Below are 18,670 nucleotides of genomic sequence, written 5' to 3'. Positions count from 1 at the left end.
ACCCGACAAGTTTTTAAAACCTGTCGGGTTTGCCAAACGAATGAAAAAAACAATAATAATGTTCCAAAAAACAATCTTCTTTTATGTATTATTTTTCACGGGACTCATTTCCGCGCAGCAAATCCATAAAAAAGAAAATAATCCGTTTCAGCCCACAATCGAATCCTCAAGACCTTGGGTATATTGGTATTGGATGCAAAGTGCTTACTCAAAAGAGGGGATCACAGCTGATCTCGAAGCGATGAAACAAGCCGGAATTGGGGGTGCCTATTTAATGACCATTAAAGGACCGGCAAGTCCGCCATTGATCAATCCGCCGGTTTTACAACTAAGTCCTGAATTCTGGACTTTGGTACGTTGGGCTTTGACAGAAGCAGACCGTTTAGGCGTAAAAATCGCTTTTCATCCCGCTGATGGTTTTGCCGTTGCCGGAGGTCCCTGGATTACACCCGAAATGTCGATGCAAAAAGTAGTTTGGGCTGATATTACGGTAAACGGCTATAGTTTCAAAAAACTGCAATTACCAACGCCAAATCATTACAAAGACTATTATAAAGATATTGCCACATTTGCTGTTCCGGTTAAAGAAGCATATACAACATCAAATCAAAATCGCCCAAGAATTACATCTACTGTTCCTAATTTCGATGCATCATTTTTAAGTGATAGTAGTAAAGACGATCAATTTAGGTTAAAGGAAAAAGGCTGGATACAATATGAATTTAATGAGCCGTTTTTATGCAAATCGATTCAGATAGAAACCAAAGGAAATAATTATCAGGCGCATCGTTTAATCATTGAATTTAGTGATGATGGCAAAAACTTTAAAAGCCTTGGTCGATTGATAACCCCGCGTCACGGCTGGCAGGATGTTGATGCTTTTTACACCCATAGTATTGTACCAACAAAAGCCAAATATTTCAGGTTCATTTATGATCCGGAAGGAACAGAACCAGGCGCAGAAGATCTTGATCCCGCAAAATGGAATCAGGGTTTGAAAGTCGCAAAAATACTCTTGTCGAATGAACCCTTGATCGATAATTATCAGGGAAAGTCGGGAGCCATTTGGCGTTTGAGTCCACAAATAACAGACAAAGAAATCAGTAGAGCTGATTGTATTGATCCATCAAAAATGATTAATATCTCGAAGTTTGTGGATCAGAAAGGAATTCTAAACTGGAAAGCTGCATCAAAAGAAAATTGGCGAATTATCCGTTTTGGATATACATCGACAGGGCATGAAAACGCGACGGCAGGAGCAGGAAGAGGTCTGGAAGTAGATAAGTTTAATCCTGAAGCCATTCGTTTTCAATTGGATCATTGGTTTGGCGAAATGCTTAGAACTGCGGGTCCTGAATTAGCTTCAAAAGTGGTCAAAATATTACATATTGATAGCTGGGAATGCGGCAGCCAGAACTGGTCGCCCGTTTTTAGAGAGGAGTTTAAAAAGAGAAGAGGTTATGATATAGTAGATTATTTGCCGGTTATGGCGGGAATTCCAGTGAAAGATATTCAGACTTCAGAGAAAGTGTTGTACGATGTTAGAAAGACGATTTCAGAATTGGTTGCGGATAACTTTTTTGCAACATTAGCTGATGAAGCTAAAAAAGCAAACGTGAAATTCAGTTCAGAGAATGTGGCACCAACGATGATGAGCGACGGACTTTTACATTTTAAACATATCGATTATCCTAGTGGTGAATTTTGGTTAAAAAGCCCAACACATGATAAACCAAACGATATGCTGGATGCTATTTCGGGCGGACATATTTACGGAAAAGACATTATTCAGGCAGAAGCTTTTACAGCGTTACGAATGGATTGGGACGAACATCCGGGAAATTTAAAAACTTTAGCAGATCGAAATTACGCTCTTGGAATTAACCGTCTTTTCTATCATGTTTTCGTTCATAATCCGTGGATAGATCGTAAACCGGGAATGACTTTAAACGATATAGGAACTTATTTTCAGAGAGACCAAACGTGGTGGAAACCCGGAAAAGCCTGGTTTGATTATTGTCAGAGAGTTCAGTTTCAATTGCAAAAAGGAAAACCTGTTGTTGATTTGGCCATTTTTATTGGTGAAGATTTGCCATCGCGTTCAGTACTTCCGGATCGATTGGTACCTTTTATTCCGAATGTTTTTGGCGCAGCAAGAGTTGAAAGTGAAACCATTAGATTAAAAAATGAAGGTCAGCCAAGTATTAAAATCCCAAAAGAAGTAACGTCTACTAAAAATTCTACGGATTTATCGCAATGGATCAATGCCATGAATGGTTATCAATATGATTCGTTCAACTCCGATGTTTTATTGAATAATACGAAAGTAGAAAACGGAAAAGTAATCTTTAGTAATAGTATCGAGTACGGCGCTTTATTGTTTCCGGGAAGTCATAAAATGGCTCCAAATAAATTGATTTCTTTGGCTGTAGCCGAAAAAATGCTTCAGTTGATAAAAGAAGGAGCAACCGTTTTTATTCATGAAAAACCAGATTTGCAACCCGGAATACAATCCAAAGAGAATCATCAAAAATGGCAGAGTGTTTTAGATGAAATCTGGAATAATAAACAGAATGTTTCTTCATGGAAAATAGGAAAAGGAACAGTAATTAAATTGCCTTATCAAGGAAAGGACTTCACTTCAATTGGAATTGAGCAGGATATTTATTTTCCAAAATTAAATAGAGATGATTCCCAAACGATTGCCTGGACACATCGAAAATCTTCAACGGAAGATATTTACTTTATATCCAATCAGAAAGAAGAAAAAAGAGAGTTTGAAGCTTCATTTCGTGTTGCCGGAAAAAGACCGGAATGGTACAATCCTGTAACAGATAAAACTTCATCTTTAGTAAATTGGAAAATCGAAAACGGACGTACAATTGTGCTTTTGACTTTAGATAAAAACGAGTCCGGTTTTGTGATTTTTAAAGAAAACACAAAAGAAGTCGTTGCAAAGGATTATAATAAAGCAGCCGAATTTGAAACGGTTCAGACTTTAGATGAAAAGTGGGAATTGCAATTTGATCCTGAATTTAAAGGTCCGAAAGAAGTGGTAAAAACGAACAAACTTTTTGACTGGAGTACATCTCAAAATGATCAGATTAAATATTATTCCGGAACAGTAATTTATAAAAAGGAGGTTAACTGGAAAGGAAAAAATACTGATAAAATCTGGTTGGATCTGGGGACAATTGCTAATCTCGCAGAAGTAACCATTAACGGAAAAGAGTGTGGGACAATTTGGACTTTCCCTTATAAAGTTGCTATTTCTGAAGCCTTGAAAAAAGGAAAAAATACAATCGAAATCAAAATTACCAATACATGGGCAAACCGACTAATTGGTGATGAGAAATTACCAAAAGAAGAAAGATTAACCTGGACAACAGCGCCTTTTAGATTGGAGGGAGAGCCTTTATTAAAAGCAGGGTTGTTAGGGCCGGTTGTGATTTTGAAAGAAAAATAAATGTTTTTGCCTTGTAGACTGGACTAAAGTCCAGCCCTATAATATGTTTCGAGCCGATGGCTCTTTTGCGTAACGTAAAAGTTTTGAGGAACGATTTACATTATAGCGTGGGGTTTTTAACCCTATGGACTGGACTAAAGTCCAGCTCTATAATATGTTTTGAACCGATGGCTCTTTTGCGTAACTTAAAAGTTCCGGAGGAACGATTCATATTGTAGCGTCGGGTTTTAACCCGATGGACGATCAGATTGGAACAACGGATTTTAATGCGTTGTAATTTAAAATAAAAAAAGCCTCGAAATTCACGAATGATTGTAGAAAGATTATAATATAAAATTCGTGGCTAAAAAAAACTTAAGAAATGATACATTTTAAAAATTTAATTATTGCACTTCTATTGCTTTTTGCAAGCTTTCAAATCCATGCAAAAATCAAATTACCTGCATTGTTTTCGGACAATATGATGCTGCAGCAAAAGTCGAATGCACCAATGTGGGGGTGGGCAGAAAAGAATGGAAACATTACCATAAAAACATCCTGGAATTCCAAGATTTACAAAGCAAAAGCAGACAATCTGGGCAAATGGAAAGTGGCCTTGCAAACCCCAATTGCGGGAGGGCCTTTTACGATAGAAGTGACGGAAGGAACTGAAAAAGTAATCGTAAAAAACGTATTGATTGGTGAAGTCTGGCTATGCTCAGGACAATCGAATATGGAAATGCCTTTGAAAGGTTTTCAAGGGCAACCTGTGAAAAACGGAAATGAAATCATTGTAAGATCAACCAAGAAAAACATTCGTTTGATTACGATTCCAAGAGCAACAGTTCTCGAACCATTGGATAATTTTGAAGGTCAATGGGAAGTTGCTTCTCCAAAATCAACAGCTAATTTTAGTGCAACAGCCTGGTATTTTGGTTCACTTTTGCAAGAAGTTTTAGATGTTCCTGTTGGTTTAATTCACGTTTCTTACGGAGGATCAAGCATGGAAGCGTGGATGAATCAGGAAATGCTGAAAGATTTCGCAAGCGCTAAAATCCCAACAAAAAAAGAAGAATTAGCGAAAGATCCAAATCGTGTTCCGACAACTTTGTTTAACGGAATGCTTTCGCCTGTTATTGGCTACGGAATCAAAGGCTGTATCTGGTATCAGGGCGAATCGAATTATGAAAAAGCTAATGAATACGCAGCATTAATGAAGAAAATGGTGAGCAGTTGGAGAACGTTATGGAAACAAGGCGATTTCCCTTTTTATTACGCTCAGATCGCACCATTTAATTATGCTACATTTCATCCAAAAGACTATCTGGAAAAATACAATTCGGCTTATTTAAGAGAAGCACAATTGAAAGCGACAAAGGAAATCCCGAATTCAGGAATGGTAGTTTTAATGGATATTGGAGAAGAAAATAGTATTCACCCAATGGACAAGGAAAAAGGCGGAAACCGACTGGCTTTTCAGGCTTTGGCCAGAACTTACGGAATTGAAGGTTTCGAATTCGAAAGTCCGAAATACAAATCGATGGAAATAAAAGACGGTTCGGTTACAGTTTCTTTTGATGATGTCGCCAACGGAATTACAGCATATGATAAAGAAGTTACCGGTTTTGAATTGGCAGGAGAAGACAAAGTGTTTTATCCCGCAAAAACCGTAGTAAGAAGAAAATCAGTGGTTTTGACTTCTGATAAAGTAGCGAAACCAGTTGCAGTAAGATATTTGTTTAAAGATTTTGCCAAAGCAGAATTGTTTAGTGCAGGAGGTTTGCCTGTTTCGTCTTTCAGAACAGATGAGTGGTAGGATTTTAGTTAAGAGTTAAGAGTTAAGAGTTATGAGGTATAGGTTAAGAGTTCGACGCCTGGTTTATCATTTCGACCGAAGGGAGACTCGAGCCATAGCGAACAGACGAAGTAAATCACACTCGTAATTCGACAAAGATTGAAAATATTCTGAATGGAGCATCTAGTATTATTTCTCTCGCGAAGTTTCGAGCGAGAAATGACAAGAAATGAAAAAAATATAAGAATTAATCTGCTCAATCTGCGATAGAAAATTAAAATTTAGATACCTACAAGGTTTTTGAAACCTTTCAGAAAAGAAAACGATGAGAAATAATATACTATTTATACTTTTCTTTATAACGCTTTTTAGTAAAGCGCAAATTCCCGCGCTCAATAACTACAATCAAATCTGGAATACGCAAAGCAATAATGCGTCAGAATCAATGCCCTTAGGCGGTGGTGATATTGGCTTGAATGTTTGGGTAGAAAAAGGAGATTTGTATTTTTATTTTTCGCGCAGCGGAACTTTTGATGAACATAATACTTTATTGAAATTAGGTCGCGTAAAAGTGACTTTAACACCAAATCCGTTCAAGGATGATAAAGGTTTTTATCAGGAATTGGTATTGAAAGACGGTTATGTTCTGATTGCTCAAAATAGTACCAAAATCAAGGTTTGGGTAGATGTCTTTAAACCTGTAATTCATCTGGATTTAGAAAGTAAAATGCCCCTCAAAATGACCGCTTCTTATGAAAGCTGGCGTTATAAAAACAGAGATTCGAAAGGAAAAGCAAATAATGCCAATTCTTATAAATGGGCACCTCAGGGAGATATTATCACGTACAAAGATTCTGTTTCATTTGAAAATAATGGCGTAAAATTCTATCACAGAAATCGAGAACAAACTATTTTTGATGTTGCGGTAAAACAACAAAAAATGGAATCCGTAAAGGATCAAATGCTGAATCCTTTGGCGAATCTTACTTTTGGCGGATTCATGACCGGAAATAATTTAAAACCGGACGGAAGTTATACCGGAATGTATCAAAATACAGATTTTAAAGGATTTAGTCTTTCAAGTATAAAACCTTCAAAAAAGCATTCGCTAGCACTTTATTTAAATACAAGCCAAAAAGATATTCAGACTTGGAATACGGATTTAAAAAATCAAATTTCATCAAATAAAAATACTGTAAAACAAGCAGAAAAAAACACGATCAAATGGTGGAATAATTTCTGGAACAGAAGCTTTATTTATACACAAAAAAGCAATTCTATAGCAAAGGATTCTGTCTATCAGATTGGGCAAAACTATCAATTATTTCGCTATATGTTAGGCTGCAATGCGTACGGAAAATATCCAACGAAATTCAATGGCGGACTTTTTACGGTTGATCCTGTTTTTACAAATCCCGATTTGAATTTTACACCTGATTTTAGGAATTGGGGTGGTGGAACGATGACAGCACAGAATCAAAGATTGGTTTATTTTCCGATGATAAAAAGCGGTGATTTTGATATGATGAAATCGCAGTTGGATTATTACCTGAGCCTGCAAAAAAATGCCGAATTAAGAAGTCAGGTTTATTGGAAACATAACGGTGCATCTTTTACAGAGCAATTAGAAAATTTTGGTTTGCCAAATCCTGCTGAATACGATTGGAAACGCCCCGCAGATTACGATCCAGGAATGGAATATAACGCGTGGTTAGAATACGAATGGGACACGGTTTTTGAGTTTTGCCAAATGATGTTGCAACAAAAAGAATATGCAGGAGAAGACATTCAGAAGTACAATCAATTTATTATTAGTTGTCTTCGTTTTTTTGATGAACACTATCAATATTTAGCCAAACAAAGAGGTCGAAAAGCGTTGGATGGTAATGGACATTTGGTTCTTTATCCCGGTTCAGCAGCAGAAACGTATAAGATGACGTATAATGCCAATAGCACGATTTCGGCTTTGCAAGTAATTACAGAGCAGCTTTTAAACCTTTCACAAAAAGAATTACCCAAAGAAGATCTAGAATACCTGAAAGGATTTCAAACCAGGATTCCGCCTTTGAATTTCGGAGAGATAAACAATAAAAAAGTATTAGTTCCTGCAAAAACATGGGAGCGAATTAACAATTCTGAAGTTCCACAATTATATCCGGTTTATCCGTGGGGAATTTACGGAATCGGGAAACCGGATTTAGAAACAGCCTTAAATACATGGAAATATGATACTGATGCGGTAAAATTCAGAAGTCATGTGGGCTGGAAACAGGATAATATTTTTGCAGCAAGATTAGGATTAACCAATGAAGCAGCAAAATATAATGTGTTTAAAATGGCCAATTCAGACCGAAGATTTCCGGCATTTTGGGGTCCGGGTTTCGATTGGGTTCCGGATCATAATTGGGGCGGATCAGGAATGATAGGAATGCAGGAAATGTTGTTGCAGGAAAACAACGGGAAGATTTATCTTTTTCCGGCCTGGCCAAAAGAGTGGAACGTTCATTTCAAACTACATGCAAAACAAAATACAACTGTTGAAGCTGAACTTATAAATGGCGAATTAAAAGTTTTAAAAGTGATTCCGGAAGAAAGAAAAAAAGATGTGATAAATCTGCTGGACAAAACGGTAGAAGAAAAAATAAAAATAAATTAAAAAAACATGATACAAAAATTAGTTAGTTCCTTTGCTTTAGCATTACTTTTTGCTGCAAACGGACAAGCACAATCTGAAAAACAAATCGTTAAAGTCGATTTTGATTTTTTTCAAAGAAGATTAGAAGAAGTTCACGATCCCAGTTATGATTCCTGGGTAATCACCGATGCAAAAGAAGCGGAGAAATCCTTTAATAATGTAACCTTTAAACTAAAAGGAAACTTTACATCAAAATGGTATAAAGTAGGTATGAATGCGCCTTTTTATAACAGATTAGGAAGTGACGGTCTGGTTACTGCTGAAAATTTAGAACTAAAAATAAGCGGATTAAAAGAAGGGAAACATACTATGCTGACTTTTCATAACGCTTTTGATGTGATTACAGGAAAGACTTTTTCACCCATCAAAATTTATGTAAACGGAAAATTAGCAGAAACTGTCAATGCAAGTCAAAGAGCGAATGCTAAGATTGATGCTGCAATGGTATATCTTATTTTTAATGCTGAGAAATCTAAGGATGTGATCATTCGATTTGGAATAGATCCAACCACAAATCCTGATGTGGTAAAACAAATTGTGATCAATGGTTTTGAGATTGACACACCAAATTTAATGAATCAAGCGCGTACTCCGGAACCTAAAAACAGAGACGAGCATGTTGAAGTAACTAAAACTCTGATCTTAAAATGGGATGCTCCAAAAAGCGTTGCAGCCCATAAATTGTATTTCGGAGAAGATGAAACTGGTGTGAGCAATGCGACAGAATCTTCAAAAGAATTTAAAGGAAAATTAACTGATAAATCTTTTTCAGTTTCTGATTTATACAGCGGTACAACCTATTACTGGAGAGTTGATGAAGTAGATCATAAAGGAGAAGTGACTTTGGGAAATGTATGGTCATTTAAACCGGCACAATTGGCTTTCCGCGGAGCTGAAGGATACGGACGTTATGCAGTAGGAGGAAGAGGTGGAAAAGTGGTAGAAGTTACCAATTTAAATGACGATGGTCCCGGAAGTTTACGTGATGCTGTAAATCAGGAAATTGGTCCAAGAACGATTGTTTTTAATGTATCCGGAAATATAAAACTGGCATCAAGATTAGTAGTAAATCAGCCTTATATTACAATCGCAGGACAAACTGCTCCTGGTGAAGGAATTACATTGAGCAGAGCTCCAATTGGGCTTACCGGAAATGACGGTATTGTTCGATTTTTGAAAGTGAGAATTGGCGGAGGTACAACTTTTGACGGAATGGGATTAACGGGTGCAAATTATAGTATTATTGATCATTGCTCGATTAGCTGGACAATTGACGAATCGTTTAGTTCTCGTGGTGCGCATCACATTACGTTACAAAGAACACTAATTTCTGAAGCATTAAATGTGGCAGGACACGATAAATACGAAGCTGGAAAAATGCACGGTTATGCAGCAACAATTGGCGGTGATATAGGTAGTTTTCATCACAATTTATTGGCGCACAATTACGGTCGTAACTGGAGTATTGGCGGAGGCTTAAACGGAGATGGTTTCTATTCCGGCAGGTTAGATATCACCAATAATGTAGTATACAACTGGGGACATCGTACAACTGATGGCGGTGCAAATGAAGTTAATTTTGTCAATAATTTTTACAAGCCCGGAGCTTCAACGAATATTTTTGTAGCGTTAAATGCGCAGCATGAGGGAGTTGGAAAAGGAATGCAGCGTTATTATTTTAATGGGAATGTGATGCCGGGTTATTTCGATGAGAAATCTCAGGAAAAAGGAAGAAAAATGACCGTATCAAATAGAGAGATGGTCAATTATGAAACTTTCGTCGATAAGCCATTTTTTCCATCATTTGTGACTACTCAGTCGGCTAGAGCGGCTTATAAAGATGTACTTTCAGATGTGGGTGCGAATCAGCCTTTCTTTGACAAACACGATAACCGAATTGTCGATGAAACTTTAAAAGGAACTTATACTTATAAAGGCAGCAAAAGTGGTTTAGGCGGAATGATCGATAATGAAGCGGATGCCGGAGGATGGCCCAATTTTGCCACAGAAACCCGCCCAGCTGATTTTGATACCGATCATGACGGATTACCAAATTGGTGGGAAAAAGCATTTGGCTTAAACGAAAATTCTAAAGCAGGAGATTTTTCGGATGCCAATTCAGACACAGATAAAGATGGTTTTACGCAATTAGAAAATTATTTAGATTGGCTGGCAACGCCTCATTATTTTATTAATTCCGGAGGAAAAGTGGCTTTTTCAGTGCAGGATTATTTCAAAGGATATGAGAAGAAACCGGTTTATACATTCTCTGAAGTAAAAAATGGGAAAGTTACTTTAAAAGGAAAAGAAGTTCAGTTTACTGCAACCAATAAAGGTTTTGCATCTTTCATCATTTCAGTAAAAGATGCTGATGGAGACTCAATGAGCCGTGTGATTAATTTCTTTGTCAAATAAAAAAGTTTGCCACTAATTACACTAATTTCCACGAATTAATTATCAAAAAAATTAGTGCTAATTTGTGGAATTCGTGGCGAAAAAACAGCACACAGATGAAGCAGATCTAAACGGATTCACGCAGATTTTTTTAATAATACAATTAAAATATAATCTGCTCAAATCTTTTTAAATCTGCGTGAAAAAACAGCACACAGATTTTACTTATATGAGCGGATAAAAAAAATCCGTAATAATCCGTGTTTTGCTTTAGCAATCCGTGTCATCAGCGTTACAACCACAATACCAAGAACATATTCAAAATGAAAAAGCATATAATCTTATTATCGACAATACTTTTTTCTACTTCCTTTTTGGCACAGAACAAAGGATTAGTAGCCAATTCTGAAAGCCCATATTCTAAATTACAAAGTGTTGGTCTTCAAGATGTAAAATGGACAAACGGTTTCTGGAAAGAACAATTTGATGTAGAAACTAAAAATACGTTGCCATATATGTGGAATTTGTATCATAACGATTCGGTTTCACATGCTTATAAAAACTTCGAAATTGCAGCAGGATTGATGAAAGGAAAATTCAGCGGACCTTCTTTCCATGATGGAGATTTTTATAAAATTTTTGAAGGAATGGCGGCCACTTATGCGGTAACAAAAGATAAAAAACTGGATCAGCAGATGGATAAAGCGATTGCACTTTTTGCAAAAGTACAGCGCAAAGACGGTTACATTCATACTCCGGTTTTAATCGATGAACGTTGGGGAACTTTAGGTCCGGAAGAAGTAAAAAAACAATTGGGTTTTGAGAAATACAATATGGGACATTTGATGACGGCTGCCTGTATTCATTATCGTGCTACCGGAAAAATAAATTTTCTGAATATAGCAAAAGGAGTTGCTGATTATTTATATGATTTTTATAAAAAAGCATCACCGGAATTGGCGCGAAATGCTATTTGTCCATCACATTATATGGGAATTGTCGAAATGTACCGAACCACCAAAAATCCAAAATATTTAGAGCTTGCCAATAATTTAATAGATATTAGAGGAACGACAGAAGACGGAACTGATGACAATCAGGACAGAGTTCCGTTCAGGCAGCAAACTACTGCAACGGGGCATGCTGTAAGAGCCAATTATCTTTACGCTGGCGTTGCTGATTTGTATGCAGAGACCGGAGAAAAGAAATTACTGGACAATCTCGAATCGATTTGGGATGATGTTACCTATCGAAAAATGTATATTACCGGAGCATGTGGGGCTTTATACGATGGAGTTTCGCCAGACGGAACTTCTTATGATCCTACTGTCGTTCAAAAAATTCATCAGGCTTATGGACGACCATTTCAATTGCCAAATGCTACGGCGCATACAGAAACTTGTGCCAATATTGGAAATGTCCTTTGGAATTGGAGAATGCTGCAAATTACAGGAGAAGCAAAATATGCTGACATTGTCGAGTTAGCACTATACAACAGCGTTTTATCAGGCGTTAATCTCGAAGGAGATAAATTCTGTTACAACAATCCGTTGAATGTTTCTGATGATTTACCATTTCATCAAAGATGGGGAAATGAACGCGAAGGCTACATTAAATTATCCAATTGCTGCGCACCAAATGTCACAAGAACCATTGCTGAAGTTGGAAATTACGCTTATAATCTTTCGAAAGAAGGTTTAATTGTAAATTTATACGGAAGCAATACTTTAAATACAAAAACATTAAGCGGAGAATCATTAGAAATAGAACAGCAAACTAATTATCCATGGGACGGAAAAATAACATTGAAAATTGTAAAAGCACCAAAGGATAAGTATACTTTCTTTTTAAGAATTCCGGGTTGGAGCAGTGGTGCTGAAGTTGCTGTAAACAATTCTAAAATTCAGGATAAAATTATTTCAGGCACCTATTTCAAAGTAAATCAAAAATGGAAAAAAGGAGATGTAATCGAATTAAATCTGCCTATGCCAGTAGAGTTGATGGAAGCCAATCCTTTAGTAGAAGAAGTTAAAAATCAGGTCGCTGTAAAAAGAGGACCTTTAGTATATTGCTTAGAATCAGATCAGCTTCCTGTGAATTCGAGTGTAAATGATGTCGTTTTAAATCTTAATTCAGATTTCAAAATTGACTTTACAGAATTAAAGAACAGAAAATTGATGACGATTGAGGCGACGTCTTTTATAGCGCAGGACAATTCATGGAAGTATTCACTTTACAAGCCAATTTCGGCAAAAGACGGAAAATCGGTAACTATAAAATTGATTCCGTATTTTGCATGGGGAAATAAAGGAAAAGGGGAGATGACCGTTTGGATGTCACACTAAAAAATAACATATATAATCTTTGTCAAAGTTTTATACTTTGACAAAGATATTGAGATCAATTAAATTAAAAAATCATGAAATATATTCTAGCTTTATTTTTATTAGCAATCCCTTTTGTACGCGCACAAACCCTTGATAATCGGTTAGAACTAACCGTTGCAAAAGATGGATCCGGGGATTTTAAAACCATTCAGGAAGCCATTAATAATGTTAGAGATAATGCAGATAAACACGTGGTAATAACAATAAAACCCGGAGTTTATAAGGAAAAATTGGTTATTCCCGCCTCTAAAAATTTTATTACTTTAAAAGGAACTGACAGAGATAAAACTATTATTTCATTTGATGATTACTCGGGAAAACCAGTTAGAGAAATAGATGCATCTGGCAAGAAAGAATTTGGTACTTCAACTTCCTATTCGTTTTTAATACAGGGAAATGATTGTACACTCGAAAATCTAACGGTCGAAAATACCGCAGGAAAAGTAGGGCAGGCAGTGGCACTGCATATCAAAAGTGATAGGGTTATAGTAAAAAACTGCAATATTTTAGGAAATCAGGATACGCTATATTTATCCGAAGGCAATACACGCAGCTATTTTGAAAACTGTTTTATAAATGGTACAACAGATTTTATTTTTGGAGCCGCGACAGCCTATTTTTATAAATGTACTATAGAAAGTTTAAGTAATTCCTATATTACAGCTGCTTCGACTCCTAAAGATCAGCCTTATGGTTTTGTTTTTACTGATTGCAGGCTTACAGCAAAAGACAATACAGTTGATAAAGTCTATCTGGGAAGACCATGGAGACCTTATGCACAAACTGTTTTTATAAATACAGACATAGGTTCGCATATTGTACCTGAAGGCTGGAATGCCTGGATTGATACAAGATTTCCTGATAAAGATAAAACGGCTTATTATGCAGAATATGGTAGTAAAGGACAAAGTACCAAAAACGTAGCTCAAAGAGTTTCATGGTCACATCAGCTTAAAAAGGCAGATATCAATAAATACAAAAGAGAATTAGTTTTTAATGGATGGAATCCGAATAAATAACAAATAGACGCTCATGAAAAATTTCAAAATCGCTATCATTACAATAAGCTCAATTTTAATATTGAGCGCTTTTAGTTTTAAATCTAAAACCATGACAATTTATTTAATAGGAGATTCAACAGTTGCAGATTATTCGCTGGAAGAAGACTATCAAACCAAGAAATTTCCTCAGGTAGGCTGGGGGCAAATGTTTCAGCCCTTTTTCGAGAAAGACAGTTTGAAACTTGTAAAAAGTAGTATAGGAAATGCTACCGAAGTAAAAATCGATGATCGTGCCAAAGGAGGAAGAAGTACCAGAACCTTTTTTCAGGAAGGACGTTGGGCTGCTGTTTATAAATCACTTCAAAAGGGCGATATGGTAATGATGCAGTTTGGACATAATGATGCATCGGTTGAAAAAACAGAACGTTATGTAAACATTGAAGGTTATAAAGAATTTTTACGCCTTTTCATCAATCAAACCAGAGAAAAAGGAGCGACACCCATACTTTTGACTCCGGTTGCGAGAAACTATCCATGGAAAGAAGTGAAGTTAACAAACGTTCATGGCGAATATCCGCAAGCGGTAAAAGATGTGGCAAAAGAATTGAACGTTAGGCTAATAGATTTAAACGAATTGTCTATGAAGTTTTTTTCTTCTAAAGGACAGGATTTTGTTACGACAAATTACTTCATGAATTTTGAGGGTGGTGTATTTCCTGCTTACCCTAACGGACAAAAAGATAATACACATTTTCAAACTGCCGGAGGGATAGAAGTCGCAAGATTAGTGTTTGATGCCATGAAAAAAGAATAGTTCTTCACCTATATGAAATTAGTGTCACAAACAAATCCCGTGGCAATTCGTGACATTCGTATTATTCTTAAACTTGCGTCCAGACGGTAGGATCCTTCACTTTTTTTTCTTTTAAAAATTTGATAATCCCTTAATATCGTTAAACAAAAAAGGTTTTTTTATACTGTAAACATCTTGCCAAATTTAATTGGTCAGAATTTACGTTTAAAAAAATAAAATTTTAAAAAAAATCTATAGTAAGTTTTTATTAGTGTTTTTAATAGCTACTGTAGGTTTTTTATTAATTAACAAGTGTGTTTTTTACATGAAAACTAAAATAGAGATTAAAGACATATCTTATTTAATTGATTCTGTATCAACATACAAATTATGAGTTTTACGAATTAAACAGCTTACAATTACTTTTACTGCTTTTTTTTCTTCTTTTTCTATAAAACAGGTTTTTGTATTGGATTATAGTCAAACATTTTCTTTATTTTTTCTGATACACATATTGTTTTTTTCTTTTTTTTATTAATATTGTTTTTTTAAGTGTAATTTTTTGGGATAATACTATTTTAACAGGATAGCACAGGACGGTTGTAATACGCAATCGTTATATTTTTGGATCAAAATTAATAAATGTGTTTTGGACATTTAATAAACGATTTAGGATTTATTTAGATTTTGTTTATTAATAAAACATATTAAACATGGCAAACACTTAAACAATTACTAACCTAACCAAAAAAAAACATTTATGAAACAAGCACTTATAAAAAGATGTAGTTTTCTTTTGTTTACATTAATGACAGTGATGAGTTATGCTCAAAACTCAACCACTTACACTACTGTAACTGTAACAGGAACTGTTACCGATAATTTAGGAGGCCAGTTACCCGGAGTTAACGTAACTGAAAAATCTTCAAAAAATACAGTAACTACAGATTTTAACGGGCAGTATACAATAAAAGTAAAGACTGGATCGACTCTGGTTTTTTCTTTCATTGGAATGAAGAAATCAGAATTACCATTAAACGGACGTAATATTCTTAATGCAAAATTAACCGAAGATTCTAACCAATTAGAGAATATTGTTGTGGTAGGTTATGGTACCCAGAAGAAAAAAGAACTTACAGGTGCTATCGCTACGATAAAAGCAGATGATTTGATGGATTTGCCTGTAGCTAATTTATCTGATGCTCTAAAAGGATTGGTTCCGGGTCTTTCTGTTTCAGGAGGTTCAGGGCGACCAGGAGATGCTTCAAGTATTCAAATCCGACAATCTTTTGGTTTCTCAAAAGATGGAAATTCAACAATACCTTTAGTAATCATTGATGATATGATTCAGGTAGATCCAATGAATGGTAAACCAACATTAGAGCAATTCAATAGATTAGATGCCTCAGAGATCGAAAGTATTACGGTTTTAAAAGATGCGTCTGCTGCAATTTACGGAGCTCGCGCATCACAAGGAGCGATTGTTGTAAAAACGAAACGTGGTAAAGCAGGTAAAGCAAAATTCTCCTATAACAGTCAGTTTGCAGTAAATGATGCTGTGAGTCATAGTAAAACGATGAATGCTTACGAATTTGGAGTTTTTAGTAATAGATTTCTAACGAATCAAACACCAACTATTGATCCAATTAAATTGTATTCTGCAGCTGAATTGGAACAAATGAAAGGATTGGATTATGATTGGCTAAAAGAAGCATGGAAACCAGCTATTCAACAAAAACATTCCTTCAATGTGAGTGGAGGTGGTGAAGATATTACCTATTTTGCAGGAGCAACATATTTTACTCAGGATGCCAATTTAGGATACCAAAAATATGATAAATGGAATTATCGTACAGGACTTAATGCCAAAATTGCAAAAAATTTAGAATTATCTGCTTCTATTTCAGGGACTACAGGAACTATTGATAAAACTTTTAGTAAAGCATCTGCAAATATTAGCGATGGTAGTTTTGCTTCTTCTACGGGAGGAGAACAGGCTGATTATGGGTTCTTGCTACACATGCCACAACACGTACCATGGCAGACAACAATTGGGGGGCAACAGTATTATGTATCGCCGTTTCCTAATTCAAATAAAAATTTAGGAAGTGCAAATGCAAATAATACAATTGCGGGATGGAACTATTTTGCGAATTTAAATAATGGCTCACATCAAATTAGTGAAGACAATTCGACTAACGTAAATGCTTCGCTGAATTATAAAGTCGCTGCTGTAAAAGGACTTTCTGCTAAAGTGACCTATTCAAGGACACAAAGTTCTAACTATACAGAACAAATTCAATTACCGTATGACCTGGTAAGAATTAGAAATTATGAAACACAGGATAATCACCTTGCAAGCGCAGCTGATCCAAGTTTTTATAATCAAACTACTAATCCTCAAGGTGATTACCTTTTAGAAACAAATATCAGAAACTCAAGAGTATACTATAACAATAGTAACAGTAAGAGTACTCAGGGAGATTTTATGATCAACTATGAAAGAACTTTTGGTGAGCATCAGATTGGTGCAATGGTAGGTGGTGAAGCTTCTGAAATTTATAATACAACTACCAGATTGGCTTACGAACAGACCTCTAAAGATTATTTGGGAAATTATGCCACAGCTGGAACCCTTAATGCTTCAAATAGTATTGCAACAAAAGTAGAGGGAGGAACACTTTCTTATTTTGGGCGTATTAACTATAGTTATAAATCAAAATATTTAGCACAATTTCTTTTCCGTAGTGATGCCTCGACTAAATTTGCTCCGGAACACTACTGGGGATATTTTCCATCACTTCAGGTTGGTTGGGTAATGTCTAAAGAAGAGTGGTTTTCTAATAACATACCGTGGGTCGATTTCTTTAAAATTCGTTACTCTATTGGTAAAACCGGAAAAGATAATCTTCAGCCTTGGAAGTGGGTTCAGTTTTATGATGTTATTGTGGACAAAGGTTTCCAATTTGGAGATAAAGGAGGATTAAATGGTGCAGGTTTGACACCTAGAGTAAATCCAAACAGAGATGCAACCTGGGATACTACAATAAAAAATAATCTTGGTTTTGATCTTAATGTGTTAAATAACAGATTAAATTTTACAGCTGATTTTTATTATGATAAAACTTCAAATATGTTAACAGATATGAGTAGTGCTGCTGGTGTGCCAATTTCTATTGGTGGGGCATTTGCAGAACAAAACTATGCAGCTGTTGATGCTTGGGGATCAGAGTTTAGCCTTAATTGGAGTGATAAAATAAAAAGTGATGTTAGTTATAATATAGGTATAAACTTTAGTTATGCCAATAACGAGGTAAAAAAATATCCAACTCAGGCAGTTGTAGCTCCATCTAATAACGCTGTTAGAGAAGGACAATCGATAGGATTTAATCCTGTTTGGGGATTTGCAACATGGAAGGGAACTTCTACAGGAGATGGTATTTTACGTACAGATGCTGATATTGCTAATTATTGGTCTTATTTGACTGAGCGTGCTACTGCAGCTGGTACGGTACCAAGATATTTTGACATCAATTCTGCTTCAGGAATCAGAAAAGGATCATTAGCGTATCAGGATGTTGCAGGACAACTTAATCCTGATGGAACTTTAGGAGCACCAGACGGTCAGATTATGAAAGAGAATGATTACGTAAAATTGGCTAATAGCAGTAGAACTTGGGGTTTTACTACAAACTTAGGTTTTAAAGCAAAAGGATTTTACTTCAGAACTCAAATATCAACTTCATGGGGAGGTGCTACTTTTGTTGATTTAGTACAACAAGGAACTTCTAGTGCAGCAAGTATGTGGTCGCATGAAACTTTCTGGAATGATATGTACGGAGATGATAATCCAAACGGAAAATATCCTAATATGGCACAATGGGCATATATGTCAGGGCCTTCAGATTTTTGGCAACTAAACACTTTCCGTTGCTTCGTTAGAAATTTAAGTATTGGTTATGATATCCCTAAAAAAGTTTTTGCAGATACTAAAATTGCAGCTATAACATTAGGTGTAACAGGTACAAACCTTTGGGATTTATACAATCCTTATCCAAATCGTTACCGTAATATGTATGACAACTCTTCTGTAGGATATCCTACACTTAGAACATGGTCGCTTAATTTCAACATCTCATTCTAATTCTAATTTGAAGACA

8 protein-coding genes are annotated in these 18,670 nt (G+C 35.8%); all 8 read left to right on the top strand.

Going from position 1 to position 18,670, the window contains the following annotated elements; all coding sequences use genetic code 11:
* Positions 1–40: 40 nt before the first annotated feature.
* On the top strand, positions 41–3,466 hold the full coding sequence (locus tag QLQ94_RS18425; protein WP_482498080.1) for a glycosyl hydrolase: 3,426 nt from the start codon (positions 41–43) through the stop codon (positions 3,464–3,466).
* 361 nt (positions 3,467–3,827) lie between these two features.
* Positions 3,828–5,261, top strand: coding sequence for a sialate O-acetylesterase (locus QLQ94_RS18420; protein ID WP_271334156.1), 1,434 nt, complete (start codon positions 3,828–3,830; stop codon positions 5,259–5,261).
* Positions 5,262–5,565: 304 nt separating this feature from the next.
* Positions 5,566–7,896 (top strand): DUF5703 domain-containing protein, encoded by a 2,331-nt coding sequence (locus QLQ94_RS18415; protein WP_271334157.1) that lies wholly within the window; start codon positions 5,566–5,568, stop codon positions 7,894–7,896.
* A gap of 6 nt (positions 7,897–7,902) precedes the next feature.
* Entirely contained in the window at positions 7,903–10,350 is a 2,448-nt protein-coding gene (locus tag QLQ94_RS18410) for a pectate lyase family protein (protein WP_271334158.1), read from the top strand.
* 302 nt (positions 10,351–10,652) lie between these two features.
* Positions 10,653–12,674: an aceric acid hydrolase gene (locus tag QLQ94_RS18405; RefSeq protein ID WP_271334159.1), complete on the top strand. Its 2,022-nt coding sequence runs from the start codon at positions 10,653–10,655 to the stop codon at positions 12,672–12,674.
* 74 nt (positions 12,675–12,748) lie between these two features.
* Positions 12,749–13,735, top strand: a complete 987-nt coding sequence (locus tag QLQ94_RS18400; RefSeq protein ID WP_271334160.1) for a pectinesterase family protein — start codon at positions 12,749–12,751, stop codon at positions 13,733–13,735.
* Positions 13,736–13,748: 13 nt separating this feature from the next.
* Positions 13,749–14,531, top strand: coding sequence for a rhamnogalacturonan acetylesterase (locus tag QLQ94_RS18395; RefSeq protein ID WP_271334161.1), 783 nt, complete (start codon positions 13,749–13,751; stop codon positions 14,529–14,531).
* A 739-nt stretch (positions 14,532–15,270) separates the two neighbouring features.
* A complete protein-coding gene (locus tag QLQ94_RS18390; protein ID WP_271334162.1) occupies positions 15,271–18,654 on the top strand; it encodes a SusC/RagA family TonB-linked outer membrane protein in 3,384 nt (1,127 codons plus the stop codon).
* Positions 18,655–18,670 lie beyond the last annotated feature (16 nt).

Source organism: Flavobacterium sp. B114r, assembly GCF_056824125.1.
Note: the sequence above shows the minus strand (reverse complement) of the source record. Positions and strands in the feature narration are given on the sequence as shown.